The sequence below is a fragment of the Microbacterium azadirachtae genome, assembly GCF_025583665.1.
GTDB classification, from domain to species: domain Bacteria; phylum Actinomycetota; class Actinomycetes; order Actinomycetales; family Microbacteriaceae; genus Microbacterium; species Microbacterium azadirachtae.
The window spans coordinates 967278-988275 of sequence record NZ_CP099706.1; the positions used below are offsets into that span (position 1 = coordinate 967278).

The 20998-nt window shown below is 72.4% G+C and carries 19 protein-coding genes and 1 pseudogene; 16 read left to right on the forward strand and 4 right to left on the reverse strand.

The features are described 5' to 3' along the window. The first annotated feature begins 43 nt into the window (after positions 1–43). From NFX31_RS04535 to NFX31_RS04545, 3 genes are all read left to right on the forward strand, one after another. A complete protein-coding gene (locus tag NFX31_RS04535) occupies positions 44–481 on the forward strand; it encodes an Lrp/AsnC family transcriptional regulator (protein WP_175491326.1) in 438 nt (145 codons plus the stop codon). A gap of 67 nt (positions 482–548) precedes the next feature. Then, on the forward strand, positions 549–1058 hold the full coding sequence (locus tag NFX31_RS04540) for a phosphoribosyltransferase (RefSeq protein WP_045249486.1): 510 nt from the start codon (positions 549–551) through the stop codon (positions 1056–1058). Positions 1059–1196: 138 nt separating this feature from the next. After that, positions 1197–1739, forward strand: a complete 543-nt coding sequence (locus tag NFX31_RS04545) for a GNAT family N-acetyltransferase (protein ID WP_175491325.1) — start codon at positions 1197–1199, stop codon at positions 1737–1739. On the opposite strand, the gene NFX31_RS04550 is transcribed toward NFX31_RS04545, so the two are convergent. Further along, on the reverse strand, positions 1736–2503 hold the full coding sequence (locus tag NFX31_RS04550; RefSeq protein WP_091481175.1) for an IclR family transcriptional regulator: 768 nt from the start codon (positions 2501–2503) through the stop codon (positions 1736–1738). The two genes, NFX31_RS04545 and NFX31_RS04550, sit on opposite strands and share 4 nt — an antisense overlap. 257 nt (positions 2504–2760) lie before the next feature. Between NFX31_RS04550 and dhaK the strand changes: the two genes are divergently transcribed. From dhaK to ptsP, 4 genes and pseudogenes are all read left to right on the forward strand, one after another. Then, a complete protein-coding gene (gene dhaK / locus NFX31_RS04555) occupies positions 2761–3756 on the forward strand; it encodes a dihydroxyacetone kinase subunit DhaK (RefSeq protein WP_262956890.1) in 996 nt (331 codons plus the stop codon). 113 nt (positions 3757–3869) lie between these two features. Beyond that, on the forward strand, positions 3870–4508 hold the full coding sequence (gene dhaL / locus NFX31_RS04560) for a dihydroxyacetone kinase subunit DhaL (protein ID WP_262956891.1): 639 nt from the start codon (positions 3870–3872) through the stop codon (positions 4506–4508). A gap of 28 nt (positions 4509–4536) precedes the next feature. Beyond that, positions 4537–5184 (forward strand): annotated as a pseudogene (gene dhaM, locus NFX31_RS17500) (dihydroxyacetone kinase phosphoryl donor subunit DhaM); the annotation flags it as partial. Between the two features lie 186 nt (positions 5185–5370). Then, positions 5371–7020: a phosphoenolpyruvate--protein phosphotransferase gene (gene ptsP, locus NFX31_RS04565; RefSeq protein WP_374700616.1), complete on the forward strand. Its 1650-nt coding sequence runs from the start codon at positions 5371–5373 to the stop codon at positions 7018–7020. A 37-nt stretch (positions 7021–7057) separates the two neighbouring features. Here the strand turns inward: ptsP and NFX31_RS04570 are convergent, their stop codons facing one another. Then, the gene (locus NFX31_RS04570; protein WP_045249105.1) at positions 7058–7708 is read right to left on the reverse strand and encodes an HAD-IA family hydrolase; all 651 of its coding nucleotides are present in this window, start codon (positions 7706–7708) and stop codon (positions 7058–7060) included. Positions 7709–7809: 101 nt separating this feature from the next. On the opposite strand from NFX31_RS04570, the gene NFX31_RS04575 reads away from it, so the two are divergent. The 3 genes from NFX31_RS04575 (at position 7810) to NFX31_RS04585 (ending at position 12008) form a co-directional block, all read left to right on the forward strand. Continuing rightward, the gene (locus NFX31_RS04575) at positions 7810–8955 is read left to right on the forward strand and encodes a DUF998 domain-containing protein (RefSeq protein ID WP_091481158.1); all 1146 of its coding nucleotides are present in this window, start codon (positions 7810–7812) and stop codon (positions 8953–8955) included. Positions 8956–9080: 125 nt separating this feature from the next. Next, positions 9081–10505, forward strand: a complete 1425-nt coding sequence (locus NFX31_RS04580; RefSeq protein WP_045249126.1) for an aldehyde dehydrogenase family protein — start codon at positions 9081–9083, stop codon at positions 10503–10505. Between the two features lie 3 nt (positions 10506–10508). Next, positions 10509–12008, forward strand: a complete 1500-nt coding sequence (locus NFX31_RS04585) for a GMC family oxidoreductase (RefSeq protein WP_045249107.1) — start codon at positions 10509–10511, stop codon at positions 12006–12008. A 19-nt stretch (positions 12009–12027) separates the two neighbouring features. Here NFX31_RS04585 and NFX31_RS04590 read toward each other — a convergent pair whose 3' ends face one another. After that, positions 12028–12627: a TetR/AcrR family transcriptional regulator gene (locus NFX31_RS04590; protein WP_045249108.1), complete on the reverse strand. Its 600-nt coding sequence runs from the start codon at positions 12625–12627 to the stop codon at positions 12028–12030. A gap of 219 nt (positions 12628–12846) precedes the next feature. On the opposite strand from NFX31_RS04590, the gene NFX31_RS04595 reads away from it, so the two are divergent. Genes NFX31_RS04595 through NFX31_RS04615 form a run of 5 tightly spaced genes read left to right on the forward strand, consistent with a single transcriptional unit; the run spans position 12847 to position 18561 of the window. Further along, complete coding sequence (locus NFX31_RS04595; RefSeq protein ID WP_045249109.1) at positions 12847–13851, forward strand: ABC transporter substrate-binding protein; 1005 nt, start codon at positions 12847–12849, stop codon at positions 13849–13851. Beyond that, a complete protein-coding gene (locus tag NFX31_RS04600) occupies positions 13848–14639 on the forward strand; it encodes an ABC transporter permease (RefSeq protein ID WP_248700340.1) in 792 nt (263 codons plus the stop codon). The genes NFX31_RS04595 and NFX31_RS04600 overlap by 4 nt, the downstream gene beginning before the upstream one ends. Beyond that, on the forward strand, positions 14636–15472 hold the full coding sequence (locus tag NFX31_RS04605; protein WP_082071956.1) for an ABC transporter permease: 837 nt from the start codon (positions 14636–14638) through the stop codon (positions 15470–15472). The genes NFX31_RS04600 and NFX31_RS04605 overlap by 4 nt, the downstream gene beginning before the upstream one ends. Further along, positions 15469–16251, forward strand: a complete 783-nt coding sequence (locus NFX31_RS04610) for an ABC transporter ATP-binding protein (protein WP_052674121.1) — start codon at positions 15469–15471, stop codon at positions 16249–16251. Before NFX31_RS04605 ends, NFX31_RS04610 begins: the two co-directional genes overlap by 4 nt. Then, positions 16252–18561 carry an arylsulfatase gene (locus tag NFX31_RS04615; RefSeq protein WP_262956892.1) on the forward strand — a complete coding sequence of 770 codons (2310 nt, stop codon included), beginning with the start codon at positions 16252–16254 and terminating at the stop codon, positions 18559–18561. 9 nt (positions 18562–18570) lie between these two features. On the opposite strand, the gene NFX31_RS04620 is transcribed toward NFX31_RS04615, so the two are convergent. Then, complete coding sequence (locus tag NFX31_RS04620; protein ID WP_045249111.1) at positions 18571–19266, reverse strand: winged helix-turn-helix transcriptional regulator; 696 nt, start codon at positions 19264–19266, stop codon at positions 18571–18573. A gap of 120 nt (positions 19267–19386) precedes the next feature. Here NFX31_RS04620 and NFX31_RS04625 point away from each other — a divergent pair, with 120 nt between their 5' ends. Next, positions 19387–20865, forward strand: a complete 1479-nt coding sequence (locus NFX31_RS04625; protein WP_248700341.1) for a DHA2 family efflux MFS transporter permease subunit — start codon at positions 19387–19389, stop codon at positions 20863–20865. Positions 20866–20998 lie beyond the last annotated feature (133 nt).

The following is a 20998-nucleotide window of genomic DNA, read 5'->3' on the forward strand; positions in this document are numbered from 1 at the left end:
ACGCGGCATGCACGCGAGGCGGCGTACGCAGGAGGGTGTTCACATGGCGGAGCTGGACGACGTCGACCGCGCGATCCTCGACGAGCTGCGACGCGACGCGCGTGCCTCGATGACCGGCATCGCCGAGGCCGTGCACATCTCGCGGGCGGGGGCGCACGCGCGCATCAAGCGGCTCACCGATTCGGGCGTCATCACGGGGTACACCGTGCGCACGGATCCGGTGCTGCTCGGGCACCACGCGTCCGCCTACGTCATGCTCTCGCTCGAGCAGCCCGCATGGCAGGAGGTGCAGGAGCGGCTGCAGCGCATCCCCGAGATCGAGCACATGGCCCTCGTCGGCGGCGACTTCGACGTGATCCTGCTCGTGCGCGCGAGCGATGCGCGCGACCTCCGCCGCATCGTGCTGGAGGACATCCAGGCGATCCCCGCGGTGCGTTCGACACGCACCACGCTCATCTTCGAGGACTTCGACCAGCGGTGAACGGATCCCCCGCGCCCGCACGGGATCCGTGGTTCTGCCCGGACTGATCGCACGGCAGAATGGATCCATGACGGACACGGCGATCGAGCGCGAAGTGCTCACCTGGGACGGTTTCGGCGAGGCGATGCGGGATCTGGCCCGCACGGTCCTCGATTCGGGCTTCGAGACCGAGGTGGTCGTCGCGATCGCCCGCGGAGGCCTGCTGCCGGCGGGCGCGATCGCGTACGGCCTCGGTGCGAAGAACTGCGGCGCGATCAACGTCGAGTTCTACACCGGCATCGGCACCGTGCTGGACGCGCCGGAGGTGCTGCCCCCGGCGCTCGACATGGAGTACCTCGACGGGCGCCGCGTGCTGCTCGTCGACGACGTCGCCGACTCCGGGCGCACGCTCGCCCTCGCGGTCGAGCTGCTCAAGGAGAAGGGCGCCGACGTGCGCTCCGTCACGATCTACACGAAGCCCACCACGATCATCCAGCCCGACTACGCGTGGAAGGACACCGATCGCTGGATCGACTTCCCGTGGTCGGCCAAGGGCACGGTCCGCGAGGAGGACCAGGGCCTTCCGCCCACGGCCTGAGCAGGATCGCGGGTCGGGCGGACGCATTCCCGCTCCGACATGTTCTGCAACAGCCGGTAAGACGAGGACCCCGGCTGCGCCCGCGCTGTCACAGGCGCCTAACCTGCTGATCGATCCCCGGATCCGAAAGGCATGCCTGTGACCACCGACGCCCGACCGCTGCGCCCCCTCGGCGCCGCCGCCGCCGCGACCCCGCTGATCCGTCGCGCCGATCCGTCGGAGTACGCCGAGATCGACCGCGTGGTCGACGCCGCGTACGCGCACGACTACGGCGCGAGCGGCGGCGGCGACCCGATGCACCGATCCGCGGTGCGCGCCGAGGGGTTCGACGTGTGGATCGCGACCGGGGCGGACGGCGGGATCCTCGGCAGCGTCACCACGCGACGCGCCGGCGGGGATCCGCTGCACGAGGACTTCGGCGACGGCGACGCCGATCTGCGGCTGCTCGCCGTGGCGCCGGACGCGCGGCGACAGGGCATCGGTGCGGCGCTCATGCGGCACGCGATCCGGCAGGCCGGGGCCGACGGCTTCGACGCGGTCGCGCTGAAGACCGGGCCCGCGATGCACGGCGCGCACCGGCTGTACGAGACGCTGGGCTTCGACCGTGCGCCGGAGAACGACGGGCTGTGGATCGGCGGCGAGCGGATCCTTGATCTGCTCGCCTACCGCTACCGTCTCTAACCGTCGGCAGGAGCGATCCGCGGCGGCCAGGCCGTCGCGCCGAGCTCCCGCGAGATGTTGCGCGCCGTGTCGCGCAGGGCGTGCAGCACCGCGTCCGGTGCGGGGCCGTCGGCGCTCGGGAAGACGACCGCGACCGCGGCGACGATGTCTCCGCGTGCATCCGCGATCGGCGAGGCCAGCGACGATTCGCCGAGCACGGCCTCGTCGGTCTCGGTCGCGAAGCCGTGCTCCGCGATCGCCGGGAGGGCGGCGGCCAGTGCCGACGGGTCGGTGACGGTGTCGCCGGTGAGGCTGAGCAGGGGCTCGGCGAACACCGCGCTCTGGAAGCCCAGGTCGTAGGCGAGCAGCACCTTGCCCATGGCGGAGGCGTGGGCGGGAAGCGCGGCCCCGGTCTCCAGCATCTGCGGGCTGTCGTCGGGGCGGAGGACGTGGTGGATGACCAGCACCTCGGCGAAGTGCGGCGCACCCAGCCGCACGGCCATTCCGGTGCGGCGCGCGAGGTCCTGAGTCCAGCGGAGGGCGCGTGCACGCACGTCGAGGGTGTCGAGGTACACACTGGAGAGCTTGAGCAGCGTGGGCCCGAGCATGTACCGCTGGCCGCCGCGCTCCTTCGCGACGAGTCCGTGCTCCCGCAGCGATGCCACGATGCCGTGCACGGTGGACGGCGGCAGCTGCAGCGCGGTCGCCAGATCGGTGATGCCGAGGTGCCGGGAGCCCTGCAGCAGTTCGAGCACCTTCGCGGCGCGATCGATGGCCTGGATCATCGGACGCGGCTCCCTTCTCGACGGCTTCGGCGGCGACGGCGTTCGGGAGCCAGATCCTTGACAATCCGACATCCTCATCGCATATTCGACATTAACGAAAAGCATTCCGATTCTGGAGTGCGGCCACGCAGGACGCAAGAGGCCGGATCCTCACTGCCGCCGCACGACGCAGGAAGGCGGCTCGGATACGGATCCGCCCGTTCCGGCACCGGCCGGACGGTGATGGTGCGGAAGAACTGCAACGAGGAGGTCGCAGGATGAAGAAGCTCATCAACGCCCCGGAGAACGTGCTCGCGGAGTCCCTGCGCGGGCTCGCGCTGTCGCATCCGGAGCTCGAGGTCGATCCGGCGAATCGCGTGATCCTGCGCGCGACCCGCAAGGACGAGGGCAAGGTCGCGCTGCTCTCCGGCGGCGGGTCCGGCCACGAGCCGCTGCACGGGGGCTTCGTCGGCACCGGCATGCTCGACGCCGCCTGCGCGGGGGAGGTGTTCACCTCGCCCACCCCCGACCAGATGCAGGTCGCCACGAAGGCGATCGACCGCGGCGCCGGCGTGCTGCACATCGTGAAGAACTACACCGGCGACGTGATGAACTTCGAGATGGGCGCCGAGCTCGCCGCGATGGACGGCATCGAGGTGCGCTCGGTCGTGGTGGACGACGACGTCGCCGTGCAGGACTCCCTGTACACCGCGGGCCGTCGCGGCGTGGGCCTCACCGTGCTGCTGGAGAAGATCGTGGGCGCGGCGGCGGAGGAGGGTCAGGACCTCGCCGCCGTCGCGGATCTCGCGGCCCGCGTGAACGGGCAGGGACGCTCGATGGGCATGGCCCTGACCAGCTGCACGGTGCCCGCGGCCGGGAAGCCCACCTTCGACCTGCCCGACGACCAGATGGAGATCGGCATCGGGATCCACGGCGAGCCGGGGCGGCACCGCGTGCCGCTCGCGCCGGCGAAGGACATCGCGGCGCAGCTGGTCGAGCCGATCCTGGCGGACCTGGACTTCACCGGCTCCCCGGCCATCGTGATGCTCAACGGCATGGGGGCCTCGCCGCTCATCGAGCTGTACCTCATGTACGGGGAGGTGGCGACGCTCCTGGAGAAGGCCGGAGTGCGCGTCGCCCGCAACCTGGTCGGCAACTACATCACGTCGCTCGACATGGCCGGCTGCTCGGTGACCGTGCTCAAAGCCGACGACGAGCTCCTCCGGCTCTGGGACGCGCCCGTGGTGACGCCCGGCCTGCGCTGGGGCGCCTGAAACCGACCCGCCCGTCGCCCGCACTCCCGTCGCAGGGCACGCGGCCGTCCGGAGCCCGCAACGACGACTCCCGCGACGGGAGCATCACCATCCGATCGAAGGAGAACACCGGCATGACCGACTCCATCCCGCTCACCGTCCTCACCGACTGGCTGCACCGCTTCCGCGACGCCGTCGTCGCCCAGCGCGACTGGCTCACCGAGCTCGACTCCGCGATCGGCGACGCCGACCACGGCGCGAACATGGCGCGCGGCATGACCGCGGCCGTCGAGAAGGCGGATCAGACCGCCCCGGCGACGGCGGACGAGCTGTTCAAGACCGTGGGGATGACGCTCGTCTCGACGGTGGGCGGGGCGAGCGGACCGCTGTACGGCACGTTCTTCCTGCGACTGGGCGCGACCCTCGGCCCCGTGAGCGACGTCGACCCTGCCGCGCTCGCGGGGGGTCTGCGTGCCGGGCTGGAGGGCATCGTCGCGCGCGGCAAGGCGGAGGCCGGCGACAAGACGCTCTTCGACGCGGTGGCGCCGGCTCTCGACGCGATGGACGCCGCGCTCGCCGGGGGCGCCTCGGCGGGCACCGCCACGGCGGATGCGGCGACGGCCGCGGCGACCGGACGCGACGCCACGATCGCGCTCGTCGCCCGCAAGGGCCGTGCCAGCTACCTCGGGGAGCGCAGCGCCGGGCACATGGATCCCGGATCCGCCTCCGCGACGCTGCTGTTCGAGACGCTGGCCGCGGCCGTCGCCGGCTGATCGCCCGGAGCAGAGGGGAAGCGCGCTGATGGGGGCCGTCGGGATCGTCGCCGTGTCGCACAGCCTGCGGCTGGCGGAGGCCGCGCAGGAGCTCGCCGCGCAGATGGTCCCCGGGGCGGGGGTGCCGATCGCGCTCGCCGCGGGGGCGGGCACGGAGGCCGACGGCTCGCCGATCCTGGGCACGGATGCGACGCGGGTCGCCGAGGCGATCGATGAGCTCGCCGGCACCTGCGACGGCGTGCTCGTGCTGATGGATCTCGGATCCGCGGTCATGAGCGCGGAGTTCGCGCTCGAACTGAGGGCGAGCGTCGTGCCGGTGCGGCTCGCGTCGGCGCCGTTCGTCGAGGGTCTGCTCGCCGCGGCCGTGACCGCCGCACAGGGGGCGTCCCTGGACGCGGTCGCGGCGGAGGCGAACGGCGCGCTGGTCGCGAAGTCGGCCCAGCTGGAGGACGAGCAGCAGCCGCCGGCCGCCGCGCCGATGCCGGCGGCGCCGCGGGCGGACGGGGAGGTCGTGCGCACGGTCGTCGTGCGCAATCCCGCGGGGGTGCATGCGCGCCCGGCGGCCATGATCGGTCAGGCGGCGCAGGGGGCGCCGCTCCGGCTGCGGCTGCTTCCCGCGGGGGAGCCGGTCCCGGCGGCGAGCATGATGCGGCTGCTCGCCTTCGGGGCGCGCCGCGGCGACGAGGTCGAGCTGGAGGGCGAGCGCGGCGCGGTCGAGCGCGTGGCCGCCCTGTTCGACGACGGCTTCGGCGAGATGGATGGGGCGCCGAGCACGACCGAGGCGCCGAGCACGACCGGGGCGCCGAGCACGACCGACGAACGGAGCGGCGCGCCCGCCGCCGCGCAGAGCCCTGCGGCCGACCTGGTTCCCGGGGCGACCCTGCACGGGCTCGGCGTCAGCCCGGGCGTCGCCGTGGCACCCGTGGCTCAGCTCGGCGAGGCGATCGCCGAGCCCGCTGCCGCGGACGAGGTCCCGGAGGATCGGCGCGAGGCCGAGGCGGCGCGCCTGGCCCCCGCGGTGGCGGAGGTCGTCGCCGCGCTGCGGGCCGACGCCGCTCGATCCGAGGGCGAGACGGCGCAGATCCTCGAGGCGACGGCGCTGCTCGCCGCGGATCCCGACTTCGCCGCGGGCGCCGCCGCGCGTGTGCGCGCCGAGGGCGTCTCCGCCGCCCGTGCCGTCTGGGACGAGGCCGAGGCGCAGGCCCGGCTGCTGCGCGACCTCGGCGGGCGCATGGCGGAGCGCGTCGCCGACGTGCGCAGCGTGCGCGACCGCCTCGTGGCGCGGCTCACCGGAGCCGACGTGCCGGGGATCCCCGATCGCGCTGAGCCGTTCGTGCTCGTGGCGCGGGATCTGGCCCCCGCGGAGACCGCGGCTCTCGGGCGCAGCCGGTGCGTCGCGCTCGTCACCGAGGAGGGCGGGCCCACCTCGCACACCGCGATCCTGGCGCGCGCCCTCGGCATCCCCGCGGTGGTCGGAGCCGCCGGAGCGACCGCCATCCCCGCGGAGACCGTGGTGCTCGTCGACGGCGAGAGCGGGACCGTGCAGCTGGACCCGCCGGAGCGGCAGCGCGCCGCGACCTCCGAGGATCCACCCGAGTTCGACGGCCGCGGACAGCTCGCCGACGGGACGCCCGTGACTCTGCGGGCCAACGTGGGGGGCGCCGTGGACGCACACGCGGCTGCTGCGGCGCGCGCACAGGGCATCGGTCTGTTCCGCACCGAGTTCTGCTTCCTCGACCGCGCGGCCGAGCCGACCGTCCCCGAGCAGGTCGCGGCCTACCGCGGCGTGCTCGCGCCGTTCGCCGGACGCACGGTGGTGGTGCGCACGCTCGACGCCGGATCCGACAAGCCCCTCCCGTTCGCGACCGGCGCGGACGAGGAGAACCCGGCGCTCGGCGTGCGGGGGCTGCGGGTCGCCAGGACGCATCCCGCCCTGCTCTCGCATCAGCTCACGGCGATCGCGGACGCGGCGGCGCAGGAGGGCGCCGAGGTCGAGGTCATGGCGCCGATGGTCGCCACGGTCGACGAGGCGCGGGACTTCGTCGCCGCGTGCCGGGCCGCAGGGATCGCGCGGGCGGGGATCATGATCGAGACGCCCGCCGCGGCGCTGCTGTCCGCCGAGATGCTCGCCGTCGTCGACTTCGTGAGCCTCGGCACCAACGACCTCACGCAGTACACGATGGCCGCGGACCGGCTGTCCGCACCGCTGGGCGCGCTCAACGACCCCTGGCAGCCCGCCGTGCTGCGCCTGATCGGCACGGTCGGTGCCGCGGGGCGCGCGCGGGGCAAGCCGGTCGGCGTGTGCGGCGAGGCCGGGGGAGACCCGGCGATCGCGCCGGTGCTCGTCGGCCTCGGGGTCACGAGCCTGTCGATGACCGCCCGCTCGCTCGCCCGCGTCGCGGCGCGGCTGCGCACGGTGACCGCGGACGAGTGCCGGCGGGCCGCGGAGGCCGCGCTCGGCGCGCCGACCGCCGTCGAGGCTCGCGCGGCCGCGGCCGCCGTGCTCGGCTGAGACCCGGGGCGCGCTCTGAACTCCGCTCCGAGCGCGGTCAGTCGAGCGTGAGCAGGAAGCCGTCGCCGTCGGGGGTGATCGTGACGTGCGTGAGGTCGGCGACCACGGCGTCCGGGGCGTGCGCCGCGGATCCCGTGCCGACGCCGATGACGCGCATCCCCGCCGCCTGAGCGGCCTGGATCCCCGCCTCCGAGTCCTCGAAGACGAGGCAGTCGGCCGGATCCACGCCGAGCCGCGTCGCGCCCAGCAGGAAGCCCTCCGGATCCGGCTTCGAGGCGGAGACGAACTCGGCGGTGACCGGCCCGTCCGGCACGTCGAGGCCCGCCGCGCCCATGCGGGCCCGCATCAGCCGGTCGTCGGCCGAGGTGACGATCGCGTGGGGGAACGGCGCCAGGGCCTGCAGGAACGCCGCGGCACCGGGGACCTCGACGACGCCGTCCACGTCGCCGCTCTCCCGCTCGAGCATGGCCTGGTTCTCGGCCAGGTTCTCCTCGTGCGGGCGGTCGGGGAGCATGATCGCCATGCTCTGGTGGCCCTGGCGCCCGTGCACGACGCTCAGCACGAACTCGGGATCCAGCCCGTGGGGCTCGGCCCAGGCCAGCCAGAGACGCTCCACGACGGCGGTGGAGTCGACGAGCGTGCCGTCCATGTCGAGCAGGGCGGCGCGGGCGCGGAAGGTCTGGGTCATGCTCCCAGGCTATCGGGGCAGCAGCGGACGGATCGTGGTGCGGTCTCGACGCTCGTCGTCGCCGCGCGCCTAGGGTGGACGTGACAGGGAGGGCGGGGCGAATGCGAAGCGAGTGGGACCGGCTGATCAGGCGTCTGCGCGAGGCGCGCGCCGCGGCGACGCTGCACCAGATGCGGGAGACCGACGCCCTGCTGACCGGGGCGATCGCGTTCGTGCTGGGCTTCCTCGTCGCATCCGTCGTGTTCTGGAACCGCACGCTGTCGATCACCGGTGCCTGGTCGGTCGGCGAGGTCGCCGCGTACGGCGGTGCGGCGGTCGCGCTGCTGAGCTTCCTCGCGGGGCGCATCGGCCTGCGCCTCGAGGCGGTCGAGGCGCCGGAGAAGCGCGACCCGGACGCCGCGAACGACGGGTTCGCGGCACCCGGTCAGCGGCTGCGCTGGTACGAGCTGATCGCGATCGCCCTCGCGCACGCCGCGGTCGCGCTGCTCGCCTGGTTCGGCCTCGCCGCGCTGCTCGAGGCCGGCTTCCGCGACGCCCCGGTGTTCCCGTTCCCTGGCGCCGTGCTCGTCGCGGTCGCGCTCGCGCTCACCGGCTACGTCTGCTATCTCAGCGCGATCGCGCTGAGCCCCACGTCGATCTCGCTGATCCTCGCGGTCTACCTCGTGATCGGGGCGCTCACGGCGATGCTCGAGGCGTCGGATCCGCACTGGTGGCGCGACAACCTCTCCGCGCTGGGCATGTCCAGCAACGCGTCCTCGCCGGCCTTCAACGGCACCCTCATCGTGGCCGGGGTGATGGTGACCACGATCGCCCGCTACGCCACCGCGGCCCTGCCGGTGCCGGAGCCCCGGGACGAGCGCGGCCGCACGATCGTGCGCGTCGGCCTGATCCTCATCGGCGTCCTGCTCGCGCTGGTGGGGATCTTCCCCGTGGACCGCTTCTTCCTGCTGCACAACACGGTCGCCACGGGCATGGCGGTGTGCTTCGCCGGGGTCGTGATCGCGCTGCCGTGGCTCCTGCGCCGGATCTCGCGCGTGTTCGTGGTGCTGGGCTGGGTGTACGTGCTGGTCATCGCGCTGCTCGGGGTGTTCTTCGCGACCGGCTACTACAACCTCACCGCGGTGGAGCTCATCGCCGCGGTGCTGATCTTCAGCTGGATCATCGTGTTCCTGCGCACGGCCGGCGCCGACCACGGCGCGTGGGACGCGGACCGCGACCGGCACGGCGAGGCCGCCGCGCGGACCTGAGCCGGCGGATCCTTCGCGGCTGGACGAGCGCCGTGCACTGCATGACAAGTCCGGCCGATGCTCCCCGCCGAGAATGGGAGGACGCATCGTCGTCCGCACACTCGAAGGAGAGACCGATGACCGACATGTCCGCCGCGTCCGCGCTGCTCGACCGCATCCAGGCCCCCGAGGGCAGCGGCCGGGAGATCCCCGACGCCGCCACGCGCGAGGTCATCGGGCGTGCTCCCGTGCAGACCGTCGCCGACCTGGACGACGCGATCGCCCGCGCCAAGGCCGCCCAGCCCGGCTGGGACGCGCTCGGCCACGCGAAGCGCAGCGAGCTGCTGCTCGCCGCGGCCGACGCCATCGACGCGCACGCGGAGGAGCTCGCCCACCTGCTCTCCCGCGAGCAGGGCAAGCCGCTGAACGGCCCGAACGCCCGCTTCGAGCTGGGCGCCTGCACCGCCTGGCTGCGCACGAACGCGACCACGGTGCTGGAGCCCGAGGTGCTGGTCGACGACGAGAACCTGCACGCCGAGCTCGTCTACAAGCCGGCCGGCGTGGTGGGCGCGATCGGTCCGTGGAACTGGCCCCTCATGATCACGATCTGGCAGATCGGCCCGTCCCTGCGGATGGGCAACACGGTGGTCGTCAAGCCCAGCGAGTACACGCCGCTGAGCGTGCTCGCGATGCTCGCCGTGATGAACGACGTGCTGCCCGCCGACGTGCTGATCGGCATCTCGGGCGACCGCGAGGTCGGCGCGCGGATCGCCTCGCACCCGGACATCGACAAGATCATGTTCACCGGATCCACCGCGACGGGCCGCAAGATCATCGAGAGCTCGGCCGGCAACCTCGCGCGCCTCACGCTCGAGCTCGGCGGCAACGACGCCGGCATCGTGCTGCCGGGGACCGACCCGGCCGCGATCGCCGAGGACCTGTTCTGGGGCGCGTTCATCAACACCGGCCAGACCTGCGCGGCGATGAAGCGGCTCTACGTGCACGACTCGCTCTACGACCAGGTGGTCGACGCGCTCGCCGGCATCGCCGCCCAGGTGCCGATCGGCAACGGCCTCGACGAGGGCAACGTGCTGGGACCGCTGCAGAACAAGCAGCAGTTCGACATCGTGTCGCGCCTGGTCGAGGACGCGAAGGCGCGCGGCGCCCGCATCGTCACCGGCGGCGAGGCGGCTCCGGAGCTCGGCGAGCTCTTCTACCGCCCCACGATCGTGGCCGACATCCCGAACGACGCCGCGCTCGTGCAGGAGGAGCAGTTCGGGCCGGCGCTGCCGATCATCCGCTACTCCGACGTGGACGAGGCCTTCGCGCTCGCGAACGGCGTGGACGTGGGGCTCGGCGCCTCGGTCTGGTCGAGCGACCCCGAGGCCGCGCGCGAGGCGGCGACGCGCATGCAGTCCGGCACCGTGTGGATCAACTCCCACGGCGGCCTGCACCCGATGGTGCCCTTCGGGGGTGTGAAGAGCTCGGGCTACGGCCTCGAGTTCGGCGTGGCAGGGCTCAAGTCGGTCGGCGTGCCGCAGGTCGTCTCCGGACCCGGCCGGAAGGGCTGAGGCGTGTCCGACGCGACCGGGACGCGCTCCGTCCTCGTGGTGGGAGCCGGCACCGCGGGCAGCATCGTCACCCGGCGTCTCGTGGACGCCGGGTGGGACGTGACGCTCGTCGAGGCCGGCGGCTACGACACGAACCCCGCGATCCACGACCCGTCCCGGGCGGGCGAGCTGTGGCACGCCGCCGAGGACTGGGACCTGTTCACGGTGCCGCAGGAGCACGCGGCCGGCCGCCGCCTGCACCTGCCCCGGGGCAAGGTCACCGGCGGATCCCACGCGCTCAACGCCATGATCTGGGTGCGCTGTGCGGCGAGCGACTTCGACGGCTGGGAGGCCGCGGGCGCGACCGGCTGGGGGTGGGCGCAGGTCGAGCCGGTGTACGCGGCGATCGAGAACGACCTCCTCCCGGTGACCGGCGACTACCCGCTCGTGCCGATCCAGCAGTCGATCATCGACGCCGCCGTCGAGGAGGGGCTGGAGCACAACCCCGACTACAACGGCGGCACGCTGGACGGCGTCTCGCAGGAGCAGGTCACGATGCGCGACGGCCGTCGCGTGAACACCTGGATGGCCTACGTGCGGCCGATCGAGGAGGCGCCGAACCTGCGCATCGTCACGGGCGTCGAGGTCGAGACCGTGATCGTGGAGGACGGCGCCGCCGTGGGCGTGCGTCTGAGCGACGGATCCGAGCTCCGCGCGGACGAGGTGATCCTCGCCGCCGGCGCCCTGGGCAGCCCCGCGATCCTGCTGCGCAGCGGCATCGGACCGCGGGAGGAGCTCGAGGCGCTCGGGATCGGCGTGGTCCGCGACGCCCCGGCCGTCGGGGCCGATCTGCACGATCACCTGCTCTCACCGGTGATCTTCACCACCGACCGGCCCGTCGGCGCGCCGCAGCCGGGCGTGTCCGTGACGCAGACGCACCTGTTCTGGCGCTCGCGCGACGACCTCGCCGAGCCGGACACTCAGCCGATCCACTTCTCGGTGCCGATGTGGGGCGAGCTGGAGCCGCGCCCCGGCGCGCACGGCCCCGGCGACGGCTTCACGCTCATGGCCGGGCTGGTGACGCCCTACAGCCGCGGCACGCTGCGGCTCTCCGGGCCGTCGGCCGCCGATCCGCTGCTCATCGATCTCGCCGCCCTCGAGGACGACCGCGACCTGGCAGCGCTCGCCGCATCGGTGCGTCAGGTGCGGCGGATCGGTGCGCGTCCGGCGCTGGCCGACGCCTGGGGCGCGGTCGAGGCGTACCCGGGGCCGGAGGTCTCGGACGCCGATGTCGAGGACTGGGTGCGCCGCACCGCGATCACGTACCACCACCAGGTCGGCACCTGCCGGATGGGGTCGGATCCTGCGGCGGTCGTGGATCCGCGTCTGCGCGTCAAGGGGGTCGCAGGGCTCCGTGTGATCGACGCCTCGGTCATGCCCACGATCACGACCGGCAACACCAACGCCCCCGCGGCGGTGATCGGCGAGTTCGGCGCTCGGTTCGCACTCGAGGACGCGGTCTAGTGTGCGGCGGCCGGGATCGTCAGCGGTCCCGGCCGCGCAGCTCCGCCAGCAGGGCCTGCAGCCCGGCCTCGATGCGCTCGTCGCCCGCGGCCTCGGGCAGCAGCACCGACACCATCTGCCACCCGGCGTTGCGCGAGGCGACCTCGCCGACCGCGGTGTCGATGTCGATGTGGGCGGCGAGCTCGCCGTCCTCCCGGGCCTCGACGAGGAAGCGGCGGAACTGGTCCCGCCATCTCTGGTTGTTCTCGCGGTGGATCTGGGTGACGCGGGTGTCCTGCGAGGCGTGGTCCCAGAAGGCGATGACGACGCGGGCGTACTTGGGACCGAGCTCGCCGAACGGCAGGATCTCGCGGCACATCTGCTCGAGGGCGTCCAGCCCCCGCTTGCCCGCGACCTCGGTGAGGATCCGTCCGTTGGCCTGCACGTGGAGGCGCACGAACGACGCCGTCAGCAGGCTCTCCTTGGTGGGGAAGTAGCGGGCGATGGCGCCGTGGGTGTACCCGGCCTCGGCCGCGATCTGACGCATCGTGAGCCGTTCGAAGCCCTCCCGGGCGATCACCTTCGTCGCCGCATCCGCGATGTGATTGCGGCGTTCGTCGTGATCAACGATCTTGGGCACGTCCGTCCTCCTCCGATGCTGATGATCCTAGGACCGGTACGGGGGAGCACCATTCCGCCTTGCGTATCCACGTGGACACGTAAGATTCGGAAACATCTTGACAAGAGTAACTCCTTGCTGGATATTTAAGTGACCAAGTGGTGATTAAAGACGATGAAGTCGCACCGCAGCGACGCCTCCGATCCGAGATCCCCTCCCTCGCTCTGACAGGAAGCACACATGCACATCACGCGCGCACTCCGTGCCGTCGCCGCGGTCGCCGCCGTCGGCGCGGCCGTCGCCCTCTCCGGCTGCTCGTCCTCGTCCGGGGGTGCCGAGCCGGGCAAGAAGGGCGATCTGACCACGGTCAAGGTCGCCACGATCGGACTCACGTCCGACGGCAGCCTGCTGACCGGCATCGCCAAGGGGTTCTTCGCCGACGAAGGGCTGAAGATCGAGACGTCGATCGTCGCCAACCCGCCCGCGGGCCTCGCCGCCGCGCAGAGCGGCCAGGTCGACGTGGCGTACTCGCCGAGCATCCCGCTGCTGAACGCGCTCAGCCAGGGCGTGAAGATGAAGGTGATCGGGGCCGCAGACGGCTACCCCGACACGGCCACGAGCGCGGCGGATCCGGCGAAGTACGACGACACCGGGCTGTTCGCGAGCAAGGCCAGCGGGATCACCTCGGTCAAGGAGCTGGCCGGCAAGACCATCGCGATCCCGGCGCGCAAGGCGCAGCTCGAGGTGGTCATCGCCGAGCAGCTGAAGAAGAACGGCATCGATCCCGCGACCGGCGTGAAGTGGGTCGTGCTGGACTTCACGTCCGCGGTCGCCGCCCTCAAGAGCGGCAACGTGGACGCCGCGGGCCTCGTGAGCCCCTTCACCGCGCAGGCCGCGGCCGACGGCGGACCGCAGCTCGCGGCCCCCTCTATCGGGTTCTTCGAGACCGGCGCCACCGGGCTGTGGACCGCGGGCGAGACGACGATCCAGTCCAAGAAGGACGTCATCAGCGCCTTCCAGCGCGCGATCGTGAAGTCCAACGAGTACGCCACGGCACACCCGGAGGAGGCCATCACGGCGGGTCTCGCGTACACGAAGTCGAAGCTCTCGGTCGCCGAGGTCAAGGTGCCGGTGTGGCCGACCGCGGTGGCCCCGGAGGATCTGCAGCGCCCGGACGACAAGATGGTCGCCCTCGGGTTCCTGAAGAAGCCGGTCGACCTCTCTGGCGTCATCCTGGCGAAGTGAGACCCGTGAACCGTTCCCGGATCCTCCCCGCGCTGCTCGGCGCCGCGGGCGCGCTGACCGCCCTCGCGGGGTGGCAGCTCGCGGCGACCGCCGGCCCGCTGGCCGGCGCGCCGCTGCCCTCCGCGCTCGAGGCGCTGGGTGCGGCGGGCCGGCTGCTGGGGACGCCGCCGCTGTGGCAGGCGACGGCGGACACCCTCGTCATGGCCCTCACCGGTCTCCTGGCCGCAGCCGTCGTCGGCGTGCTGCTGGGCATCGCGATCGGATCCTCTCCGCTCGCCATGCACGCGACCAGGGTGCCGCTCGAGTTCCTCAAGCCCATCCCGCCGATCGTGATCCTCCCGGTCGTGGTGCTGGTGCTGGGTCCGACGGCCGGCATGGGGACGTTCCTCGTGTTCTTCGGCTCGTTCATCGCGATCTCCGTGCAGTCCTCGGCCGGCGTCTTCGACACCGACCCCGTGGCCCGCGCGACCGGCGCCTCCTACGGCATGGGGCGGGCGGAGATCCTGGCGCGCATCGTGATCCCCAGCGCCCTGCCCTACATCGGCACGGCGCTGCGGGTCGCGGCACCGACATCGCTCGTGATCGCGGTCGTCGCCGGCCTCCTCGGCGGGGGACCGGGGCTCGGGCAGAGCCTGCTCATGGCGCAGATCTCGGGGAACCAGGCGGATCTGTTCGGCATCGTGCTCATCCTCGGCGCCCTCGGGCTGCTGATCCAGGGCCTCAGCCAGTGGGCGGAGCGGCGCCTGCTGCACTGGCACCCGCAGTACCGGAAGGCGGAGATCGCGTGACCCTCACCACCTCGGTCCAGACCGGCGCCCGGCTCCGGCGCGGCCGTCGCGTCAGTGCCGCACCGCGCTGGCTGCTCATCCTCGTCGAGGTCGCCGTCCCGGTGCTGCTCATCGCGCTGTGGTGGATCGTCTCCGCGGGATCGACGAACACGTTCTTCCCGCCGCTGTCGGCGATCGTGTCGCGCCTCGGCGAGCTGCTGACGACCCCCGCGTTCCTCGGCGACATCGGCCTGTCCGTGCTGAACCTCGTGCTGTCGTTCCTGATCGCGACGGTCGTCGGGGTGCTGCTGGGCTGCGCGCTCGGCCTGATCGCGCCGCTGAGCTGGTTCGTCGAGCCGACGATCCACTTCTTCCGCGCGATCCCCCCGGTGGCGCTCGTGCCGATCTTCGTGTCGCTGCTCGGTTTCGGCAACGGCACGCGCATCCTCTCGATCTCGCTCGCCGCGCTCTTCCCGATCCTGATCTCGACCATCGACGGCGTGCGCGCCGGCGAACCCACCCTGCAGATGGTGGGGAAGGTGTACCGGCTCACCCGCGCGGAGCGGCTGTTCCAGGTCACCCTGCCCGCGGCGAGCCCCCGGATCCTGTCCGGGATGCAGGTGAGCCTCATCACCGCCTTCGTCGTCATGATCGCGAGCGAGATGCTCGGCTCGTCCGCGGGTCTCGGCGCCGCGACCCTCCTCGCCCAGCAGTCGTTCGCGATCGCCGACATGTGGGCGGGGATCATCGTCCTCGGCGTGCTCGGGTACCTGTCCACCGCCCTGTTCGTCCTGTTCCGCCGCGCCGTCCTGCGCTGGTACATCGCCTCACAACAACTGGAGAAGAGCGAATGAGCATCACCGCCGTCCCCCGACTCAGCGTGCAGGGCCTCGCGAAGACCTATCGGACCCGGAGCGGCGACGTGCCCGTCATCGCCGACCTCACGTTCGACGTGTCGGCGGGGGAGGTGGCCTGCATCGTCGGTCCCTCCGGCATCGGGAAGACCACCCTGCTCAAGTGCCTCACCGGCCTGCAGCCGATCACCTCGGGGTCCGCGCGGATCGACGGCGTGGAGATCGACGGGCCGCCCGAGGAGATGGCGCTCGTGTTCCAGGAGTACACGCGCTCGCTCATGCCCTGGCTCACGGTCGAGAAGAACGTCCGGCTGCCGCTGCGGCACCTGCGGCTGAGCGCCGCCGAGCGCGAGGAGCGGATCACCGCGGCGCTCGCCGCCGTCGGGCTCGCCGGCGCGGGGGCCAAGTATCCCTGGCAGCTCTCCGGAGGCATGCAGCAGCGCGTCGCGATCGCCCGGGCGATCGCGTACCGCCCCGAGGTGCTCGTGATGGACGAGCCGTTCGCCTCGGTCGACGCGCAGACCCGCTTCGAGCTCGAGGACCTGTGCCTGCGGATCCGCGAGCAGTTCGGCATGACGATCCTGATCGTCACGCACGACATCGACGAGGCCGTCTACCTCTCCGACCGGGTCATCGTGCTCGGAGAGCGGCCCGCCCGGGTGACCGAGATCATCGAGATCGACTTCGGCGGCCCTCGCGACCAGCTCGAGACGCGGGCCACCGCGGAGTTCGCCGAGCTGCGCACGCGGATCTTCGGGCTCATCCGGAAGGCGGGCTGAATGGATCGCGCAGCGCGCGGGTACGAGGGCTTCGCGGGGCGCGTCGAGGAGTTCACCTCCGCGTCCGACCCCGCCTGGCGCGTGCGGCCGACCGCCCCCGAGGGGGCGCCGAACATCATCGTCATGCTCGTCGACGACCTCGGCTTCAGTGACCTGGGTCCGTTCGGCAGCGAGATCCCCACGCCGTTCATCGACGGCCTCGCCGACGAGGGCTGGGTGTTCACGAATTACCGCACGGCGCCGATGTGCTCACCGGCCCGCGCCGCGCTGCTCACCGGGCTGAACCCGCACCGGGCGGGGTTCGGGTTCGTGGCGCACATCGATCCGGGCTACCCGGGGTTCGCCTGCGAGCTCCCCGCCGCGGCCCCCACGCTCGCGGAGTCGCTGAGGGCGGGCGGATACGCGACCTTCATGGTCGGCAAGTGGCACCTGACCCTGGAGTCGCGGCTGCACGACGGGGCGGACCGGTCGTCCTGGCCGCTGCAGCGGGGCTTCGACCGCTACTTCGGATCCATGGACGGGTTCACGTCGCTGCACCATCCGCATCGTCTCGTGCAGGACAACTCCGTGGTCGACGTCGCCGAGTTCCCCGACGGGTTCTTCCTCACCGACGAGCTGACGGACCGGGCGATCGCGATGGTCGACGAGCTGCGCGTGAACGATCGCCGCAAGCCCTTCTTCCTCTACTACGCGCACACTTCGGTGCACGGGCCGATCCAGGCGAAGGCGGAGGACATCGAGCGCCACGGCGGGCGGTACGAGCGCGGCTGGAACGCGCTGCGCGAGGAGCGCTTCGAGCGCCAGCGCCTCCGCGGCATCGTGCCCGCGCACGCGGAGCTGCCCGGCGACGCCCTCGCGGACGGCGACCGGATCCCGCACTGGGACGATCTCAGCGCCGAGGAGCGCGCCCTGTTCGCCCGCCATATGGAGGTCTACGCCGCCGCCGTCGACGAGATCGACCAGAGCGTGGGGCGCCTGCTCTCACGTCTCGACGAACTCGGCGAGCGGGAGAACACGATCATCGTGATCGCGAGCGACAACGGCGGCACCGCCGAGGGCGGCCCGACCGGGACGCGCAGCTACTTCGCGCAGTTCGGTCTGCACGGCGCGGTCCCCGACGGCTGGGTGAGCGACGTGCCGCGCGACGTGTCGGAGATCGGCGGGCCCCGGCTGTACGGCCAGTACCCGACAGGGTGGGCGCGGGTGTCGAACACGCCGTTCCGTTCCTTCAAGTCGAGCACCTACGAGGGCGGCGTCCACGCCCCGCTGGTCATCTCCTGGCCGGCGGGAGCAGGATCGCCGGGGCTCCGCGACCAGTTCGTCTTCGTGTCGGATCTGGCCCCGACGCTGCTCGAGCTCGCGGGCGTCGCCCGCCCTGCGCAGTGGAACGGGATGGCCGCGCCCGAGGTGGACGGCGGCAGCATCGCCGAGGTCCTCGCCGACCCGGCCGCACCGGGCCGGGCGCAGCAGTACTTCGAATGCGTGGGTCGTCGTGCGCTCGTCGACGGCGAGTGGAAGGCGGTCTCGCCGATCCCTCCGACGCCCGGGCAGGGCGCCGCAGGCGGCGCCTGGGAGCTCTACCACCTGCCGAGCGATCCGACCGAGACGCGGGATCGCGCCGCGCACGAGCCCGACCGCGTGCGGGAGCTCGCGGAGCGCTGGCGCCACGAGGCGTGGCGCAACACGGTCTTCCCGCTCGACGACGACGGCACCCTGTTCTCTGTGCGGCCCGCCAGTGAGGCGCCGCTGTCGGAGCCGGTCGAGCTCGTGCCGTTCCGCCCGCCGCTGGAGCGGTTCCGCTCCGCGCGCCTCACGGTGCTGCGCTCGTTCGACGTGCACGCCGAGCTGCACCTGGAGCGCGGCGCGGAGGGCGTGCTCCTCGCGCACGGCGACCAGGGCGGGGGATACCTCCTGGCGCTGGACGGCGACGAGCTGCTGCTCTCCTACAACGCGTACGGCGCGATGCGCCGGGTCCGCACGACCGCGCCGGGGCCGGGGGCCTGTCGCATCGATCTGCGCGCGCGCGCGGCGCTCGGGTTGCGCTGGAGCTTCGCGGTCGATGTGGACGGCGTGGAGCGGGTACGCCTCGACGACATGCCGATGCTGGTCGGCATGGCGCCCTTCACCGGCATCAGCGTGGGCTACGACTACGGCGGCCCCGTGGACTGGGAGCTCTCCGAGCGGCATCGCTCCTATCGCTTCCGGGGCGGCAGGATCACATCCCTGCGCTACGTGCCGGGTGAGGCCTCGCCCGAGGATGCGACCGTGCTGCGGGCGATCGAGCGGGAGATGCGCGACCTGGTCGACTGACGGACGGCCTCAGCCCGCGGCCGATGCGGCGGGCTGAGGCTCCGCGACGTTCGCGCTGTACGGCACGTGCAGGGCCTGGGCGAAGCGCTCGAAGAGCGCCGGATCCCCCTGGATCTGCACGACGCCCGTGGCGAGGGCGTCCTGCGGGCTCAGCGTGCCGGCGAGCAGGTTGCGGATCCCCGGGCCCGCCACGATCTCGAGATCCGGATCCTCGAGGAGCCCGGGATCGGCGGTGACCCTGCCGTCGCGCATGACGACGTGCGTCTCGATGTCGCCGACGCGCACGTTGTAGGTCGTGTCCCAGTCGGAGGGCACGACGCCGTCGCCCGCGGCCACGCGGAGCGCCGCCGTGATCGACGACGTCGTCACGATCTCGCCCTCGCGCGGGGTGCGCATGCCGCCCGCGCCCCAGCGCGACAGCGCGTCGAGCGCCGGTCCGAGCTCCTGCCCGCGCGGGGTGAGGGCGTAGACGACGGAGCGCTCCGCGCCCGCGGGTGCCGCCCTCTCGACGATGCCCTCGTCCTCGAGCTCCTTCAGGCGCGACGCGAGTGTGTTCGTCGGGATGCCCGGCAGCCCGGCCACGAGGTCGGAGTAGCGCCGCGGTCCCACGCTGAGGTCGCGGAGGATCAGCAGCGTCCAGCGCTGCCCGACGATCTCCGCCGCACGGGCGAGGCCGCAGAACTGGCCGTAGTGCTGATTCGTCATGGATCTCAGATTACCACTTGACTTCACTATTTGCAGTGTGCTTTATTTTTTGCAGTAACCCGGAACCGGGGCCGCTCACAGAGGCACCAGCTCGCATCCGCAGCACTGAAGGAGAAGGACATGACCGCCACGATCGCCCCGGCCGAGGTCGACGCCTCGACCGCCCCCGACTCCGCGCTCGAGGCGCGCAACCGCACGGCGCTGCGCCTGCTCCTCGCCGCCGTGTTCGTCGTGTTCCTGAACGAGACGATGATGGCCGTCGCGCTGCCCCGCATCCAGGAGTCCCTGCACATCGACGCCACGCGCGGGCAGTGGCTCACCACCGCGTTCGCCCTGACCATGGCGGTCGTCATCCCGACCACCGGCTGGCTCATGCAGCGCCTGCGCACCCGGGCCGTGTTCACCGTCGCGATGTCGAGCTTCCTCGTCGGCACGGTCATCGCGGCCGTGTCGCCCGTGTTCGAGATGCTCGTCGTCGGACGCGTCGTCCAGGCCATGGGGACCGCTGTGATGATGCCCCTGATGATGACGACCGTGATGACGATCGTCCCCGCCGCCGAGCGCGGCCGGGTGATGGGGCGCGTCTCGATCGTCATGTCGGTGGCTCCCGCCGTCGGCCCGATCGTCTCGGGCGCCCTGATCCAGGTGCTGCCGTGGCAGGGCCTGTTCTGGGTGATGCTGCCCATCGCGCTCACGATGCTGGCCATCGGCATCCGCCGGATCCCGAACGTCTCCGAGACCCGCGCCGTCCCGCTGGACGTGCTCTCCGTCGTGCTCGCCGCGATCGCCTTCTCGGCGCTGGTGTTCGGCCTCAGCCAGATCGGTGCGGCGGCGGTGGGCCAGGCGGCGCTGCAGCCGTGGATCCCGATCGTGCTCGGTCTGGCGACGCTGGGCCTGTTCGGATGGCGTCAGCTGGTGCTGCAGCGCACCGATGCGGCGCTGCTGGACCTGCGCACCTTCCTCTCGCGGGACTTCGCCGTCGCGGTCGCGATGATGACGGTCAGCATGGTCTCGCTGTTCGGCGCCTTCATCGTGCTTCCCCAGTTCGCGCGGTACACGCTGGGCCTCGACCCGCTGTGGGTGGGCGCGATCCTGCTCCCGGGCGGGCTGCTGATGGGCCTGGCGGGTCCCACCGTCGGGCGGCTCTACGACCGCTTCGGGCCGCGTCCGCTCGTGATCCCCGGCTCGCTGGGCCTGGCCGCATCGCTGTGGACCCTCGCGCTCGGGCTCGGCGAGCACTCGTCCTGGGTGGTGCTGCTGGGCGCCCACATCGTGCTGATGCTCTCGCTCGCGTTCCTGTTCACGCCGGCGTTCAGCTCCTCGCTCGGCTCGCTCGCCCCGCACCTCTACTCCCACGGCAGCGCCACGATCGCGACCCTGCAGCAGGTCGCCGGGGCCGCCGGCACCGCGATCTTCGTCGCCCTCTACGCCACGGGCGTCGCGGCGACGGGAGCCGCGAACCCGGAGCTGCCCTCGCCGGCGGCGGCCGCGCACGGCTCCCACCTCGCGTTCCTCGCCGGAGCGATCCTGTCGTTCGTCGTCATCGCGCTCGCCCTGTGCGTGCGCCGGCCCGCGGCCGCGCAGGCCGAGGAGCACTGACCGGGACAGCCGTGACACAGCGCAGGAAGATGGCCCCGGAACCTGGTTCCAGGGCCAACTTCCTGCGCGTCCTCCTGCGTTGTGTTCCGGAGGTGCTGGGCTACCCGGATCCGGAGATGCTCGGAGGCGCACC

Bases quoted from the DNA above. Each gene is read 5' to 3' on its own strand.
- NFX31_RS04580 (WP_045249126.1), top strand. From the start codon at position 9,081: ATGTCCGCCGCGTCCGCGCTGCTCGACCGCATCCAGGCCCCCGAGGGC.
- NFX31_RS04535 (WP_175491326.1), top strand. From the start codon at position 44: ATGGCGGAGCTGGACGACGTCGACCGCGCGATCCTCGACGAGCTGCGA.
- NFX31_RS04625 (WP_248700341.1), top strand. From the start codon at position 19,387: ATGACCGCCACGATCGCCCCGGCCGAGGTCGACGCCTCGACCGCCCCC.
- NFX31_RS04620 (WP_045249111.1), bottom strand. From the start codon at position 19,266: ATGACGAATCAGCACTACGGCCAGTTCTGCGGCCTCGCCCGTGCGGCG.
- NFX31_RS04540 (WP_045249486.1), top strand. From the start codon at position 549: ATGACGGACACGGCGATCGAGCGCGAAGTGCTCACCTGGGACGGTTTC.
- NFX31_RS04550 (WP_091481175.1), bottom strand. From the start codon at position 2,503: ATGATCCAGGCCATCGATCGCGCCGCGAAGGTGCTCGAACTGCTGCAG.
- dhaK (WP_262956890.1), top strand. From the start codon at position 2,761: ATGAAGAAGCTCATCAACGCCCCGGAGAACGTGCTCGCGGAGTCCCTG.
- dhaL (WP_262956891.1), top strand. From the start codon at position 3,870: ATGACCGACTCCATCCCGCTCACCGTCCTCACCGACTGGCTGCACCGC.
- NFX31_RS04615 (WP_262956892.1), top strand. From the start codon at position 16,252: ATGGATCGCGCAGCGCGCGGGTACGAGGGCTTCGCGGGGCGCGTCGAG.
- NFX31_RS04610 (WP_052674121.1), top strand. From the start codon at position 15,469: ATGAGCATCACCGCCGTCCCCCGACTCAGCGTGCAGGGCCTCGCGAAG.
- NFX31_RS04595 (WP_045249109.1), top strand. From the start codon at position 12,847: ATGCACATCACGCGCGCACTCCGTGCCGTCGCCGCGGTCGCCGCCGTC.
- NFX31_RS04570 (WP_045249105.1), bottom strand. From the start codon at position 7,708: ATGACCCAGACCTTCCGCGCCCGCGCCGCCCTGCTCGACATGGACGGC.
- NFX31_RS04575 (WP_091481158.1), top strand. From the start codon at position 7,810: ATGCGAAGCGAGTGGGACCGGCTGATCAGGCGTCTGCGCGAGGCGCGC.